Source organism: Ruegeria sp. N10, assembly GCF_056531545.1.
Genome location: NZ_JBQFLY010000008.1, coordinates 118,527 through 133,428, shown reverse-complemented (window position 1 = coordinate 133,428; position 14,902 = coordinate 118,527). Strand labels below are relative to the sequence as shown.

Genomic DNA, 14,902 nt, shown 5'->3' with positions numbered 1-14,902 from the left:
ATGTCTAAAATGCATGTCAAACTGACCGTAAACGGCAAGCAGGTAGAAGGTCTGGCCGAGCCACGTACGCTGCTGATCCACTTCCTGCGGGAAGACCTGAAAATCACCGGTCCACATATCGGTTGTGAAACCAGCCATTGCGGTGCCTGCACCGTGGATATCGACGGCAAGTCGGTCAAATCCTGCACCGCCTTTGTAGCGCAGGTAAACGGTGCTGAGATCACAACCGTTGAAGGCCTGACCAATGATGATGGCAGCCTTGGAGTGTTGCAGGAAATGTTTCGCGAACATCACGGGCTGCAATGTGGGTTCTGCACGCCGGGCATGATCACCCGGGCGCATCGTCTGTTGCAGGAGAATCCGAACCCGACCGAGGAGGAAATCCGTTTCGGTATGGCCGGAAACCTGTGCCGCTGCACAGGATACCAGAATATCGTCAAGGCGATCTCGGCTTCGGCTGACTTGCTCAATGCACAGAAGGAGGCCGCGGAATGAACGACCAGACTCTGACCCCCGAAGAACGCGCTGCCAACCTCAAAGGTATGGGTTGCGCCCGAAAGCGCGTCGAGGACGTGCGTTTCACCCAGGGCAAGGGTAATTACGTCGATGACATCAAGCTGGACGGGATGCTATTTGGTGATTTTGTGCGATCCCCCTATGCCCATGCCCGCGTCGTCAGCGTGAACAAAGAGGCGGCCTTGGCACTGCCCGGCGTGATCGCCGTTTTGACCGCCGAAGACCTGTCGCCTTTGGGTTTGCACTGGATGCCGACTTTGGCCGGTGACAAGCAGATGGTGCTGGCCGATGGCAAGGTGCTGTTTCAGGGTCAGGAAGTTGCTTATGTCGTGGCCGAAGACCGCTATGTCGCGGCGGATGCCGTTGAACTGGTCGAGGTCGAATACGAAGAGCTTCCAGTTATCACGGACCCGTTCGAATCGTTGAAGTCGGACGTGGTGCTCCGCGAAGATCTGGAAGGTCAGACCGAAGGCGCACATGGGCCGCGTAAGCATCACAACCACATCTTTACATGGGAACAGGGCGACAAGGACGCGACCGAAGCTGTGCTGGCCGAGGCTGACGTGGTCGCCGAAGAGATGATCTATTACCACCGCACCCACCCGTGCCCGCTTGAGACCTGCGGTTGCGTGGCGTCGATGGACAAGGTGACCGGCAAGCTGACGCTCTACGGAACGTTCCAGGCTCCGCACGCGATCCGCACGGTTGTGTCGCTGATTTCGGGGTTGGCCGAGCATAATATCCGCGTGATCAGCCCCGATATCGGTGGTGGGTTTGGCAACAAGGTGGGGGCCTACGCAGGCTATGTGTGCTCGGTGGTGGCCTCGATCGTTACCGGCAAACCGGTGAAATGGGTCGAGGACCGGATGGAAAACCTGATGTCCACTGCCTTTGCCCGTGACTACTGGATGCAGGGGAAGATTGCCGCCACCAAGGATGGAAAGATCACTGGATTGTGGTGTCATACCACGGCAGATCACGGCGGTTTCGACGCGTGTGCCGACCCGACCAAATTCCCTGCTGGGTTCATGAATATCTGCACCGGGTCTTATGACATCCCGACTGCCTATCTGGCGGTGGATGGTGTCTATACCAACAAAGCGCCGGGCGGTGTGGCCTATCGCTGTTCTTTCCGCGTAACCGAAGCTGCCTATTTCATCGAACGCATGATCGAGGTTCTGGCCATCAAGCTGAACATGGACGCGGCCGAGTTGCGCCGGATCAACTTCATCACGGCAGATCAGTTTCCCTATCAATCCGCGCTGGGCTGGGAATATGACTCGGGCGATTATCACACCGCCTGGGACAAAGCGCTGAAGGCTGTGAACTATGAGGGTCTGCGGGCGGAACAGGCGCAGCGGATCGCGGATTTCAAGGAAGGAAAAACGCGCAAGCTGCTGGGCATCGGCCTGACGCATTTCACGGAAATCGTCGGAGCCGGACCGGTGAAGAACTGCGATATCCTCGGGCTGGGGATGTTCGACAGCTGCGAGATTCGCATTCATCCGACCGGATCAGCGATTGCGCGGCTGGGGACGATCAGTCAAGGGCAGGGCCACGCCACAACCTTTGCCCAGATCATCGCCAGTGAAATCGGCCTGCCCGCCGATGACATCACGCTGGAAGAGGGTGACACGGATACCGCGCCCTACGGGCTTGGGACCTATGGATCCCGGTCCACTCCGGTGGCTGGCGCGGCCACGGCGATGGCGGCCCGCAAAATTCGGGCAAAAGCCCAGATGATCGCGGCCTATCTGCTGGAGGTGCACGACAATGACGTCGAATGGGACGTGGATCGCTTTGCTGTCAAAGGCGCGCCTGAGCGGTTCAAGACCATGAAGGAAATCGCATTCGCCGCCTATAATCAGGCCATTCCTGGGCTGGAGCCGGGTCTGGAGGCCGTCAGTTACTATGACCCGCCCAATATGACTTATCCGTTCGGAGCCTATATCTGTGTCATGGAGATTGACGTGGATACTGGTGAATGGGAAGTCCGGCAGTTCTATGCGCTGGATGACTGTGGCACTCGGATCAACCCGATGATCATCGAGGGGCAGGTCCATGGGGGTGTGACCGAGGCGTTGGCCATCGCGATGGGTCAGGAGATTGCCTATGATGATATGGGCAATGTGAAGACCGGTACGCTGATGGATTTCTTCCTGCCGACCGCGTGGGAGACGCCGAACTATACCACCGACCATACGGTGACCCCGTCCCCGCACCATCCGATTGGCGCAAAGGGTGTGGGGGAAAGCCCAAATGTCGGCGGTGTGCCCGCTTTCTCTAACGCAGTGCATGACGCGTTCCGACCCTTTGGACTGGTGCAGAGCCATATGCCGCACGACCACTGGCGGATTTGGAAGATTGCCAATGGTCTGGGGATGCATGGGTGAATGGGATCGGACCGGCTGTTGCCGGTCCGACTGGACGGAGGGGGCTCAGCTCCCTCCGAACCTCCCCCGGGATATTTGGGGCCAGATGAAGATAGGATCCTGGTTTTGACCTTGAACGACGTGCAGAACGGGTTGGCCGCGCAGGGCTATGTTGCCGATGATCGGTTGGTCATGGCGCTGCATCTGGCGCGGAAACTTGGGCGCCCTTTGTTGCTGGAGGGGCCGGCGGGTGTGGGGAAAACCGAAGTTGCGAAAGCGGTGGCAGCCTGGCGCGATACGCGATTGATACGTCTGCAATGCTACGAAGGTCTGGATGCCAGTCATGCCATCTATGAATGGAACTATCAGCGACAGCTATTGGCGATCCGGGCGAGCGAAGCGCAAGGCGGCGTCGCGGAGGCGCAGCTGTTTTCGGATGAATATTTGTTGAAAAGGCCTTTGTTAGAGGCTATCTCGGAAACGAAACCTCCGGTTCTGTTGATTGATGAGATTGATCGGGCGGATGAGGAGTTCGAAGCCTATCTTCTGGAAATCCTGTCAGACTTTCAGATCACCATACCCGAGTTGGGAACGGTGCAGGCACATGTGCGGCCTGTTGTCATTCTGACGGCCAACGGGACGCGGGATTTGTCGGATGCGCTGCGCAGAAGGTGTTTGTACAGCTTTCTTGACTATCCTTCGAGGGAGACCGAACTGGCAATCCTGCGGGCGCGACTGCCTGAAATCGAGGGGATTCTGGCGCGTCAGATCATCGGTGTTGTACAGGCGCTGCGTCAGGAAGACCTTGAGAAGAAACCGGGCATCGCCGAAATGCTGGATTGGGCAGCAGCCCTGTCCGGGTTGGGTGTCAATGATCTGGCCAAATCCCGCGAAGACGTCCAGGCGACGCTGGTGTGTTTGCTGAAAACTGCCGCAGATTACAATGCGGCACCGCCCGAGGTGATGGATCGCCTGATTGGAAAGGTCGCGTGATGCAGGTTACGCGCTTTCCCTCTCGGGCCTCGGGTCTTGCCGACCGTATGTCGGGTTTCATAGCGCATTTGCGAATGAACGGTATGCAATTGGGCGCGTCGGATGCGGGGGACGTGCTTGCCGCCTTGTCCGAAGTGGATGCAACGGATGCCAAACAGGCCCGGCAAGCCATGTGCGCGGTATTGACCGGAGATGCGGAAGATTGGCGCCGGTTTGATGAACTGTTTGACGCCTATTGGTTCAACGCTGGCGCACAGCGTTCGGGAAAAGCGAAAAACAAGCATGTGCGGGTGCAGTCCGCCAAGCCAATGATCTGGCAGACCAGAACTCAGGGTGAGGACGAACCACGATCCGGGTCGGAGCAAGAAGCCACTCTGCCTGACTGCGGTGAAGGGGAAGCCGAAGGGGTGGACGGCAAGTTGATCGCCACGCGAACGGCCAACCTGTCACGCCGGGACTTGCGAGAGTTGATGGATGAAGAGGCCCTAAAACAGGCTGAAACAGCCGCGCTGACCTTGGCGCGGGCATTTCGGGACAGGCGATCGCGCCGCCGGAAACGGGCGTTGCGCGGGGCTGTTCTGGATATGCGCCGAATACAGCGCGCCAGTCTGGCGCGTGGCGGTGAGCCGCTGGACCTGTATCGCCGAGCGCGGCCGCCGCGCCCGATGCAGATTGTGGCATTGTGCGACGTGAGCGGCTCGATGACCGTGTACTCACGTGTGTTTCTGGCTTTCCTGAAAGGGTTGATCGGCAGCGGGATCAAAGCAGATGCGTATTTGTTTCACACGCGATTGATGCGGGTTACAGATGCGTTACGCGACCATGATACTCTCCGGGCCGCGGGTCGGTTGTCGCTGATGGCCGAAGGCTTCGGCGGCGGCACCGATATTTCCGGCAGTCTTGAGCGATTTCTGTCGGGATACGGCGCGCGGGCACTGAACGGGCGTACTGTCGTTCTGATCCTGTCGGACGGATATTGCAGTTCTGATCCGCAGGCTCTGGGGGATATGCTTGCGCGTATCAGGCGCAAGGCAAGCCGTATCGTCTGGCTGAACCCCTTGAAGGGCTGGAAGGACTATCAACCAATTGCGGCAGCGATGCAGGCGGCTGAACCCTATCTGGATGCGCATTTACCGGCCAATACGCTGGATGCATTGGCGGCGCTTGAGCTGCAGTTCCAAAAGCTGTGAAAGGAGTCTGACCTTGGCGAATTTCGACATTTTTGACACCATCGATCAGCTGCGCGGAACCGGAGAGGCCTTTTGTGTGGCGACGGTTTTGCGCACGGCGGATGCGACCTCGGCCAAAGCTGGGGGGAAGGCGGCGGTTACCCAGGCGGGTGAAATTCTGGGTCATCTTGGTGGGGCTTGTGTGCAACGCGCGGTCCGGGCAGCGGCGCAACAGGCTTGGGCGTCCGGAATGCCGCAGATAATCCGTGTCAAACCTTCGGAAAAGGTGGTGAACATGACGGATCCCGATGGTGTACAAACATTCAAAAGTGGGTGCCCGTCCGGCGGTACCGTTGATCTATTGGTCGAGCCCTATCAACACGCGCCCCGGCTGGTGATTTTCGGCGAGGGGTTGATTGCCAAAGCTCTGGCGGCGCATGGATCTTTGGCGGGGTTTCGTACGGTTGTCGAGGATGGGCTTGATATTGCTGGAAACCATGTGCGGTTCGCCTTGGAACAGGTCGATGTGTTGGGCGTGGAGCCGCGGGACTATGTCGTGGTGGCTGCGCAGGGGCGCAGCGATGCGTCCGCTTTGAAGGCGGCATTGGAAACCGACGCGGCACGCGTGTCGATGGTGGCCAGTCGCCGCAAGGCAGCTGCCCTGACTGCAAAGCTTATCGCCCAGGGATTGGACCCTTTGAAGGTTGCGCGCCTGAAATCTCCGGCGGGCTTGGACATATATGCCATAGACCCGCATGAGATCGCCCTGTCGATTTTGGCCGAGATCGTGATGTGGCGGAACGGTGAAAAGGCAGCAAAGGTGTCGCATGATGAAAAGCTTGCTTGAACGCCTTTACCGCATGTGGCCTGCGTGGCTGGAACAAAGGATAGCCAAGGTTGCAACGTGCGTATTCCGAAGATGTTGTTGAACAAAGGAAAGACCTGAATGGAACTGACTGATGAAATCCGTATCGCAGCGCCACGGGACGTCGTTTACCGCGCGCTTAACGATCCCGACATATTGATGGAATGCATCCCGGGATGTGAGGAACTGACGCAGAAATCACCAACCGAGCTTGAGGCGAAAGTTGTTCTGAAAATAGGCCCGGTCAAAGCGCGCTTTGCAGGTGAGGTCACATTGGACACGGCCAATGCACCAAATGGGTTTTCCTTGATGGGTGAAGGCAAGGGCGGGGCGGCTGGATTTGCCAAGGGCGGCGCAGACGTATCGTTGACCGAAGAAGGGGACGAAACCGTGCTGAAATACAAGGCGAAGGTTGATGTTGGTGGCAAGATTGCTCAGCTCGGCAGTCGGTTGATTGCGGGAACCGCCAAGAAGTTGTCGGCAAAGTTTTTTACGCGGTTCGGAGAGATCGTGTCAGAGCAGTCGGCTGCATGATCCGGAGCTTTCCATAGCCTAGAGGTTATCAAAGCAGGGACCACTGTCGACAAGGCGGGGAAACCCGCCGTCAACCGAAGGAGCGGCAATCGGCGGTATCTGCAAATTCTCAGTCAAGACAACGCTCTTCAGCGAGAGCTGCGAACACGCCTGTCAACGGAGGGTTGAAAATTGGGTTCCGCCCATAAAAAATTGGCTTTTCCCGAAATAACCGGTAGATTTTCTGTAAAAGGTGGAAAACACCGGAGGCAGTAAGAGAGCAGATGTCACAGGCAAAAACTCGTGTTTTGCGGACCACGATACCTGCCGGTCTTGTAGGCAAACGGGACGGTCTTTTTTTCTTGTGGGGCGAGATTGAGCGCGCCCGTTTGAAAATTGAAGACGGAGGCCGTCAGGACACTGCAACGCCGGACGGTTCAAGTGTTAACATGGCAGGCGCAACGAGAAGGTTGGTGCAGATACCGGTGGACGAGTTCATTTTCTTCTGATGGCAAGGTCTGGACGGGATTGGCTGTTTACAAACGGCAATGCCGCTCGCCGGATCTGTTGGTGTACCGAGGGAAATAGACCCTAACCAAACTGCCCGTGACAGAACCAGCCTGCAGACATGGTTCCGCCATGGCCGTAAAACAGCCACAACCGCTCACCCTGCTGTGTCACCACAACCCAGTAGTCCCGCACGCCGCTGCGCCAGTTCGGGTCATCCAGCCACCATTCCGGTGCGATCCGTTCCGGGCCGGTGGCCTGCGCCAGCTGCCAGTTACGCCCGCGCCAGCGAAAGGCGCTGGGCACGTCAGGGGTTTCCGGTGCCATCACCGGCTCAGGCTGCCACATCAGCAGGGGGCGGGGGCGTGGCGGCGCAGGCCAGTCGCGGGCAGGTTCCGACCATGCCGCCGCCAGCGTTTGCGCCGTTTTCTCAGGGATGTGCGAGGCCGCGGGATGGCGCCGGGTGATCGCCTCAAGCCCCACCCGCGCGCCCAGCTTGCCGATCAGATCATCCACGGCGGTGTTGCCCGCCAGCCGGTTGCGGGCCACACGGCAGGCTTCGGCATGGCCGGCCACGGTACGGGCGTGGATGGGTTCTGTCTGAACCGCCTCAAGCCGCAGCATGTCGATGCCGTAGCCTGCGTCGATCTTGTCAACTTTCATCTCTAACAAAGGGCGAATTCGGTATTTATCGTAAGTTGGGCGGGCCAGGCCAACCTCGATAACCTCAGCTGCCTGATCGGCGCGGTGCGCCTCCAGCCGCAGGGTGCGGGCACCGCGCCCCTTTTCTTCCAGCTTGGTGCAAAGCGTTGGCAGAACCCGATCAACCGCAGCCATGACATCCTCAACCAGACCAATCGGGTTGGGCAGGGTCATCCGCACCGCGAAATGGTGCGGCGGGCGGGCGGGCGAGACAGGCTCGGGCGCGCTGCCCATGGCCTGATCCAACCGCAGAACCAGCCCGCGTCCAAACCTCCGCGCTAGGCTGGCGCGGGGTTGACCCAGCAGATCGCCGATGCGGCGCAGGCCCAGACGGTTCAGCTGCACGACAACCTGATCTTCCAACCGCAGCGCGGCGATAGGCAGGGGGCTGAGTGCGCCATAAGATTGCCCCGGCGGTGCGATCCGCGCGCCTCCACCCAGGGCCCTCACTTGCGGCGCGGTGCCGCCTTTGGTCCAGTGCCGCCGTTTGCCCGCCCGGGCGCGGGTGGCGCGGGCCTCCTGACTGATGGCGTCGCCATTGCGGTCGGATGTGGCCGCCTGCCCCGCATAGCGCGCCAAAGCCCAGGCTGCGCCCAGCGTGTCGGCGATGCCAATCTGTACGCTGAGGCCCATATCCGCGCAATCGGTTTCAAGAACGTTCAGCAACGCCTCCTCTCCGCCAAACAGATGGGCGCAACCTGACAGATCGACGATCAGCCCGTCCGGGGCCTCTTCGGCCACCCATGGGCTGAACTTTCCCGCCCAGCGACGCAACGCGGCCAGGAACGCGGCTTCGGCCGGGGCGTTACGGTGGCGCGTGATCAGGTTGGCACACATGGCATGAGCATCCCGCACCGGCTGGCCTACACGTAGCCCGACAGCCTGCGCATCGGCATTCACCGAGGTAATAACCTGCATGTTCGACTGCTCGGCCACGATGGCCAAAGGCCCGGTATGCAGCCCCCGCGCAGCGCGGATCAGCCGTTCAGCCCCCAGACGGGGGAACCATAGCGAAAGTATTCGGCGTTTGGGCATTTGCAGGCATCACAATGTTCTTTCTTTGTTCTTAAGTGAGAATCGATGCCTGAGTCGAGTCCGCCCTTATCCGCAGGTCAGCCGCAGGATGATCCCGTCGCCATTCACGTACACGTTCAGCCGGTCGATGCGGTAATCCTGTGTGGCGATGCCATCCGGGCCCAGCACGCGCGACCGCGCAGGCAGGTTTGCCTGAATGTTCGAAACCGGCTGGCCAACGGTATCGGAAAAATCTTCTCCCTGACAAAAGGCCAGATCGACCGGGGCAGGTTCCGGCGGCAGCAAAGCGTCTTCGGGCGCGGGCGGGGTCTCAGCGCAGGCCGCCAGAAAGAACAGGATCGGGAAAAATCGGTGCATTGGCGTTCCTCATTCTGGCAATGTCGTTTCTGCAATATCAATTAATTAGCCAACCTGCCATGAAAGCACGGTTGAAAACACCCTGTAATTGACGCAGGGTCGGGGCAAAAGTGACAGGGAGATAAGTAGCATGCGTACCCGTGCCGCCGTCGCCATTCAGGCAGGCAAACCTTTGGAAGTGATGGATGTGAACCTCGAAGGCCCCAAGGCGGGTGAGGTTCTGGTCGAGATCAAGGCCACCGGTATCTGTCATACCGACGAATTCACCCTGTCGGGTGCCGACCCCGAAGGCTTGTTCCCGGCCATTCTGGGCCATGAAGGCGCAGGCGTGGTGGTTGAAGTGGGTCCGGGCGTAACCAGCCTGAAGCCGGGCGATCATGTGATCCCGCTTTACACGCCGGAATGTCGCGAGTGTGAATACTGTCTGCACCCCAAGACCAACCTGTGTCAGGCGATCCGGGAAACCCAGGGCAAGGGTCTGATGCCCGATGGCACCTCTCGTTTCTCGACCTTGGATGGCGATCCGATCCTGCATTACATGGGCTGCTCGACCTTCTCGAACCACACGGTTCTGCCTGAAATCGCGCTGGCCAAGGTGCGCGAGGACGCGCCGTTCGACAAGATCTGCTATATCGGCTGTGGTGTCACGACCGGTATCGGCGCGGTCATCAACACCGCCAAGGTGGAAATCGGCAGCCGCGCAATCGTGTTTGGTCTGGGCGGTATCGGCCTGAACGTCATTCAGGGTCTGCGTCTGGCCGGAGCAGACCAGATCGTCGGCGTCGACCTGAACCCCTCCAAAGTGGAAATGGCCACCAGGTTCGGCATGACCGACTTCGTGAACCCGTCCGAGGTTGAAGGCGATCTGGTGCCGTATCTCGTCAACCTGACCAAGGGCGGTGCGGATTATACGTTTGACGCCACAGGCAATGTCGGCGTGATGCGCGCAGCACTTGAATCGGCGCATAAGGGCTGGGGCGAATCCATCATCATCGGCGTGGCACCTGCAGGGGCCGAAATCTCGACCCGGCCATTCCAGCTGGTTACCGGTCGTTCATGGCGCGGTACCGCGTTCGGCGGCGCACGTGGGCGCACGGATGTGCCCAAGATCGTCGACTGGTACATGGAAGGCAAAATCGAGATCGACCCGATGATCACCCACACCATGGGTCTGGACGACATCAACCACGGCTTTGACCTGATGCATAAGGGCGAAAGTATCCGTTCGGTGGTTATCTACTAAGAGTAAAATCCACAGTTTTCCAACCACGGCGCGCTGATCGGCGCGCCGTTTTTTAGACCTACTTTCCAGGCCGTGTTGCCCCTGTGTCTGCCCGGGGTGAACGAACCCGCAGAACCGGGGTGTTGACCGAGGTGGTGTTGGCCCGGCTTTCTCGCCAAACAACATAGACACCGGATGCGATGATGATGCTGGCACCGACGGCGACCCAGATGTCAGGGCGCTCGTCGAAGAAGATCATGCCAAACAGCGTCGCCCAGATGATCTGGCTGTACTGGCTGGGGGCGACGACACCGGCGGGTGCGGCGCGGTAGGCCAGAATGATCAGGTGTTGCGCGATGACCGAGAACACCCCAACCAGCGCCATCATCGCCAGATGCAGCAGGGACGGCGGCTGATATACAGCCGGTTGGGCAAGGCTCATCACAACGATAGCCAGCAACATCGGATAGAGGATCAGCACGGCCGAGCGCTCCTCATTCCCGATCTTGCGCACCAGGACCGAGGCAAAGGCGCTGCAGAAGGCGGCCATCAGGGCGGCCATGTGGCCCAGTGTGATATCCGTTGCACCGGGGCGCAGAACGATCAGGACGCCGATCAGGCCGACACCAACCGCAGCCCAGCGCTGAACGCGGACCACTTCACCCAGTATCGGGATCGACAGTACCGTGACGATCAGCGGGAATGAGAACAGCAGGGAATAGACCTCGGCCAGTGGCAGAACCGAAAACGCGTAAAACGCGCAGGACATAGCCGTAACCATCAGGCCCGAGCGCAGCAATACCAGCCATGGGTGATGCGGCAGAAAGTTTCCCGTCGTTCGGTCGGTCAGGATCGTGACCGCCATTGGAACGAAAGAAAACAGCGTGGCAAAAAAGATGATCTGCATCACTGAATAGGTGCCGCCCAGCACCTTGATCAGCGCATCGTGGCTGGCAAAGACGGCAAATCCCAGAAATGCATAGCCAAGCCCCCGAAGGGTGTTGTTTTGAGCGCTCATCGATCCGGCCTCGGCCTATGTTGGTGTGGTGACGATACATCGTGGCAGCGCAGGCAGGGTTCCCGGCTGTCTTTATTGCTGCTTAACCCTATTCTGAGGGCACGAATAGCCCTTATTTTACCGCTAACATGTCAAAACCACCATGATCTGGGATCATCGCAGGATCGGCGGCGCATCTTTGGGCTGTCGTGCGGATTGAACACCTGCCTTCATACCGACACCGATGCGGCGGGCCAAGGCGACCCATGGGGTGGCCGTTTCCGCGGGCAGGGTCCGGGTGGCGACCTCTTCGAACAGATCCAGCCAATGGGCAAAGAATTCCGGTTTCACATCGGGCCGTTCGATATGGACCCGTTGCGGATTACCGTCATAACAGCGCTCATACAGGATGGCATTGCGCCAGAAGGCGGCGATCTTGTCCTCATGCGCGGGCCAGTCGGTGACGTGGTTTGCGAATACGGGCCCAAGAACCGCGTCTTGCCGGACACGGGCATAAAAGGCGCGAACTTGCGCGTTGATCTGCTCGGGCGTCGCGGGAAAGCGCGGGGGAAGGATGGGTCTGGTCATGACAGCCTGAATTTCGACTCTGTTTTCGGCAGATAGGGTGTTCCGGCGTTACGGAACAGAGGTGGTTTTGTCGCGCCCATCCGGCGTCAGCAGATGCCGCAGCAGGGCCACCGGGTGCGCCCGCAGGCTGAGGCGGGTGGCGACGTAATCTTCGACCACCTGCTCGCCCAGCGTCATCTGTGGCAGGTAAGCCTTGGGTTCATCCAGCGCCTCGCCCTCCAAGTCCTGCGAGAACAGTGGCAGAGGTTTGGCGGTGGCAATTGCCTTAGCCTGCCAGAGCGCCTCGCGCCGGGTCAGGTCGCAGGCGGCGAAGGCATCAGCCTCGGCCAGCCGTTCGATCACCGACGGCCCAAGGCCTGCGCGGCGCCAGACATCGTCGACCTGGGTGTAGCCGTTGCCGCGTGCGGCGGTCAGCCAGCTGGCGTCTTCCTCGCTCAGGCCCTTGATCTGGCGAAAGCCCAGCCGCAGCGCCAGACCGCCATGGCCATCAGGCTCCATCACATTGTCCCAAAAGCTGGCATTGATGCAGACCGGGCGCACCTGCACCCCATGTTCGCGCGCATCCCGCACAATCTGGGCCGGCGCGTAGAACCCCATCGGCTGCGAGTTCAGCAGGGCGCAGGCGAAGATGCCCGGATGGTGGCATTTGATCCAGGCAGAGGCATAGACCAGCAGCGCAAAACTGGCCGCGTGGCTTTCCGGGAAACCGTACGAGCCGAAGCCTTCGATCTGGGAAAAGCAACGTTCCGCGAAATCCTGTTCATACCCGTTGCGTTTCATCCCGCGCAAAAAGAGCGCGCGGAATTCGCTGACATTGCCATGTTTCTTGAAGGTTGCCAGCGACCGCCGCAGCCGATCGGCCTGTTCCGGGGTGAAGCCCGCGCCGACAATGGCGATCTGCATCGCCTGTTCCTGAAACAACGGCACACCCAGCGTTTTGCCCAATACCTCGCCCAGCGCGTCCGAGGGGAAGCAGACCTCCTCCTCGCCATTACGGCGGCGGATATAGGGGTGGACCATGTCGCCCTGAATGGGGCCGGGGCGGATGATGGCAACCTCGATCACCAGATCATAGAAATTACGCGGCCGCATTCGCGGTAGGAAGTTCATCTGTGCACGTGATTCCACCTGAAACACGCCGATGCTGTCCGCCTTGCAGAGCATGTCATAGACCACCGGATCCTCGGGCGGCAGGGTGGCAAGGGTGTAGCTGGTCTGGTGATGCTGGCCGATCAGGTCAAACGCCTTGCGGATGCAGGTGAGCATCCCGAGGCTGAGGACATCGACCTTAAGGATGCCAAGGCTGTCGATGTCATCTTTGTCCCAGCAGATGACAGTGCGGCCCTCCATCGTGGCGTTTTCGATGGGGACAAGCTCATCCAGCCGACCCTCGGTGATGATGAACCCGCCGACATGCTGCGAGAGGTGACGAGGAAAGCCGTCGATCTCATAAACCAGCATTAAAGTCTGTTTCAGGCGCCGATCTTCGGGGTCGAGGCCAATTTCGCGCATCCGTTGTGCCTCAAGCCCCGAGGCCGAGAAAAACCCCCAAAGCTGTGAGGAAAGTGCCGAGATCGTGTCTTCGGTCAGGCCCATGGCGCGGCCAACCTCGCGGATTGCGCGTTTGCCGCGATAATGCACGACAGTGGCGCAAAGGCCTGCGCGTTCGCGGCCATAGCGGTCATAGATGTGCTGGATCACCTCTTCGCGGCGTTCATGTTCGAAATCGACGTCTATGTCTGGCGGTTCATCGCGCGCCTCGGAGACGAAGCGTTCAAACACCATGGTGCCCATCTCGGGGCTGACCTCGGTGATGCCGAGGCAAAAGCAGACGACCGAATTGGCCGCTGACCCGCGCCCCTGGCACAGGATGCTGCGCGAACGGGCGAAATGGACGATATCGCGGACGGTCAGGAAGTAGGGTTCGTATTTCAGCTTGCCGATCAGCGTCAGCTCATGCGCCAGCATTTTTTTCGCCTTTTCGGACGCCCCGGCGGGATAGCGCCATTTCAGCCCCTCATGCGCCAGACGGTGCAGGCGCTGGGTCGGGGTTTCCTGTTCGCTGCCCTCGCTGGGGTATTCATAACGCAGCTCACCCAGCGAGAACTTCAACTCTTCGCTGAGCACATGGGCGCGGGCAACGGCACCTTCATGACCCTTGAAGATGCGTAGCATCTCGGCCTCGGAGCGCAGGCGCTGTTCACCATTGGCCAAAGCGTCCCGGCCCAATGCGTCCACTTTGCGGCGCAGGCGGATGGCGGTCAGCACATCGCCCAGTTTGCGGCGGGTGCCGTGGTGCATCAGCGGTGTTGCGCTGGCGAGCGTGAGGATGCCAAGCTGTTTTGCCTCAATCTCTAATAAAGAGAAATACGAACCATCGGCGCCATCATACCGAGGGCGCATCAACAGATGCATCCGCCCGGCAAAGCGGCGCGTCAGCTGCTGCGCCTGTGTCCGCCACGCGCCCGCGCCGCCTGGAGAGCCCGCCGCCTGTGGCCACAGTAGCAGGTGGAGGCCATCGGAAAATTCGAGCAGGTCAGACAGGTGCAGGATGCAATCACCTTTCTCGGCGCGCAGGCGACCCCTGGACAGGATGCGGCACAGGTTGGCCCAGCCCTGTCGGTTCAGGGGTAAGGCGGTGACAGTGGGCGCATCGGTGAAGATCAGCCGCGCCGCCGGGATCAGGCGGGGAACCGCGTCGATGGGATAGGAGGGCGGCTTGGGGATATGATCGGGGCAGGGTGGACCGATTGAGGTATTCTGCGCCTCCCACGCCAGCCGTTCGCGGACCTTGCGGGCGATCTCGCGCGCCTGAGTGTGGGCGCGGACGATCCCGGCGACCGAGTTGTCATCGGCAATCGCAATGGCGGGTAGGCCCAGGGTGACGGCACGCTCCATATACTCCTCGGGGTGCGACGCCCCGGTGAGGAAGGTAAAATTCGACGTGATCGACAGCTCGGCATACATGGCGATTCCACATTATATTCACGTTTTGTTCTTTTTCGAGTCCTTTGCGCAGGAAACGGGTCGATTGGGTCCGGCCGCACGGGCATGGTCAGCAAAAAA

12 protein-coding genes are annotated in these 14,902 nt (G+C 59.9%); 7 read left to right on the top strand and 5 right to left on the bottom strand.

Translation table 11 applies throughout. The features are described from left to right. The 6 genes from ACR0JI_RS12765 (at position 1) to ACR0JI_RS12740 (ending at position 6,449) form a co-directional block, all read left to right on the top strand. Complete coding sequence (locus ACR0JI_RS12765; RefSeq protein WP_480474462.1) at positions 1-495, top strand: (2Fe-2S)-binding protein; 495 nt, start codon at positions 1-3, stop codon at positions 493-495. After that, positions 492-2,909, top strand: a complete 2,418-nt coding sequence (locus tag ACR0JI_RS12760; protein WP_480495005.1) for an aerobic carbon-monoxide dehydrogenase large subunit — start codon at positions 492-494, stop codon at positions 2,907-2,909. Before ACR0JI_RS12765 ends, ACR0JI_RS12760 begins: the two co-directional genes overlap by 4 nt. A 105-nt stretch (positions 2,910-3,014) precedes the next feature. After that, positions 3,015-3,881 carry an AAA family ATPase gene (locus ACR0JI_RS12755; RefSeq protein ID WP_480495003.1) on the top strand — a complete coding sequence of 289 codons (867 nt, stop codon included), beginning with the start codon at positions 3,015-3,017 and terminating at the stop codon, positions 3,879-3,881. Next, positions 3,881-5,071: a vWA domain-containing protein gene (locus tag ACR0JI_RS12750; protein WP_480495023.1), complete on the top strand. Its 1,191-nt coding sequence runs from the start codon at positions 3,881-3,883 to the stop codon at positions 5,069-5,071. The genes ACR0JI_RS12755 and ACR0JI_RS12750 overlap by 1 nt, the downstream gene beginning before the upstream one ends. A 13-nt stretch (positions 5,072-5,084) precedes the next feature. Next, on the top strand, positions 5,085-5,897 hold the full coding sequence (locus ACR0JI_RS12745; RefSeq protein WP_480495001.1) for an XdhC family protein: 813 nt from the start codon (positions 5,085-5,087) through the stop codon (positions 5,895-5,897). Positions 5,898-5,996: 99 nt separating this feature from the next. Beyond that, positions 5,997-6,449, top strand: a complete 453-nt coding sequence (locus ACR0JI_RS12740) for an SRPBCC family protein (RefSeq protein WP_480494999.1) — start codon at positions 5,997-5,999, stop codon at positions 6,447-6,449. A 570-nt stretch (positions 6,450-7,019) separates the two neighbouring features. Here the strand turns inward: ACR0JI_RS12740 and ACR0JI_RS12735 are convergent. Beyond that, entirely contained in the window at positions 7,020-8,672 is a 1,653-nt protein-coding gene (locus tag ACR0JI_RS12735) for a DUF6504 family protein (RefSeq protein ID WP_480494995.1), read from the bottom strand. Positions 8,673-8,738: 66 nt separating this feature from the next. Further along, complete coding sequence (locus ACR0JI_RS12730; protein ID WP_267364411.1) at positions 8,739-9,029, bottom strand: I78 family peptidase inhibitor; 291 nt, start codon at positions 9,027-9,029, stop codon at positions 8,739-8,741. A 130-nt stretch (positions 9,030-9,159) separates the two neighbouring features. Here ACR0JI_RS12730 and ACR0JI_RS12725 point away from each other — a divergent pair, with 130 nt between their 5' ends. Then, positions 9,160-10,272: an S-(hydroxymethyl)glutathione dehydrogenase/class III alcohol dehydrogenase gene (locus ACR0JI_RS12725; RefSeq protein ID WP_267364409.1), complete on the top strand. Its 1,113-nt coding sequence runs from the start codon at positions 9,160-9,162 to the stop codon at positions 10,270-10,272. A gap of 58 nt (positions 10,273-10,330) precedes the next feature. Here the strand turns inward: ACR0JI_RS12725 and ACR0JI_RS12720 are convergent, their stop codons facing one another. The 3 genes from ACR0JI_RS12720 to ACR0JI_RS12710 all read right to left on the bottom strand — a co-directional run bounded on the left by ACR0JI_RS12720 (position 10,331) and on the right by ACR0JI_RS12710 (position 14,803). Then, on the bottom strand, positions 10,331-11,269 hold the full coding sequence (locus tag ACR0JI_RS12720) for a DMT family transporter (protein ID WP_480494993.1): 939 nt from the start codon (positions 11,267-11,269) through the stop codon (positions 10,331-10,333). A gap of 153 nt (positions 11,270-11,422) precedes the next feature. Then, a complete protein-coding gene (locus ACR0JI_RS12715; RefSeq protein ID WP_480474472.1) occupies positions 11,423-11,836 on the bottom strand; it encodes a group III truncated hemoglobin in 414 nt (137 codons plus the stop codon). A 48-nt stretch (positions 11,837-11,884) separates the two neighbouring features. Beyond that, on the bottom strand, positions 11,885-14,803 hold the full coding sequence (locus tag ACR0JI_RS12710) for an error-prone DNA polymerase (protein WP_480494991.1): 2,919 nt from the start codon (positions 14,801-14,803) through the stop codon (positions 11,885-11,887). Positions 14,804-14,902 lie beyond the last annotated feature (99 nt).

What these genes read in the sequence shown, in the direction of transcription:
- ACR0JI_RS12765 (WP_480474462.1), top strand. Translation starts at nt 1, where the DNA reads ATGTCTAAAATGCATGTCAAACTGACCGTAAACGGCAAGCAGGTAGAA.
- ACR0JI_RS12760 (WP_480495005.1), top strand. Translation starts at nt 492, where the DNA reads ATGAACGACCAGACTCTGACCCCCGAAGAACGCGCTGCCAACCTCAAA.
- ACR0JI_RS12750 (WP_480495023.1), top strand. Translation starts at nt 3,881, where the DNA reads ATGCAGGTTACGCGCTTTCCCTCTCGGGCCTCGGGTCTTGCCGACCGT.
- ACR0JI_RS12740 (WP_480494999.1), top strand. Translation starts at nt 5,997, where the DNA reads ATGGAACTGACTGATGAAATCCGTATCGCAGCGCCACGGGACGTCGTT.
- ACR0JI_RS12735 (WP_480494995.1), bottom strand. Translation starts at nt 8,672, where the DNA reads ATGCCCAAACGCCGAATACTTTCGCTATGGTTCCCCCGTCTGGGGGCT.
- ACR0JI_RS12730 (WP_267364411.1), bottom strand. Translation starts at nt 9,029, where the DNA reads ATGCACCGATTTTTCCCGATCCTGTTCTTTCTGGCGGCCTGCGCTGAG.
- ACR0JI_RS12725 (WP_267364409.1), top strand. Translation starts at nt 9,160, where the DNA reads ATGCGTACCCGTGCCGCCGTCGCCATTCAGGCAGGCAAACCTTTGGAA.
- ACR0JI_RS12720 (WP_480494993.1), bottom strand. Translation starts at nt 11,269, where the DNA reads ATGAGCGCTCAAAACAACACCCTTCGGGGGCTTGGCTATGCATTTCTG.
- ACR0JI_RS12715 (WP_480474472.1), bottom strand. Translation starts at nt 11,836, where the DNA reads ATGACCAGACCCATCCTTCCCCCGCGCTTTCCCGCGACGCCCGAGCAG.
- ACR0JI_RS12710 (WP_480494991.1), bottom strand. Translation starts at nt 14,803, where the DNA reads ATGTATGCCGAGCTGTCGATCACGTCGAATTTTACCTTCCTCACCGGG.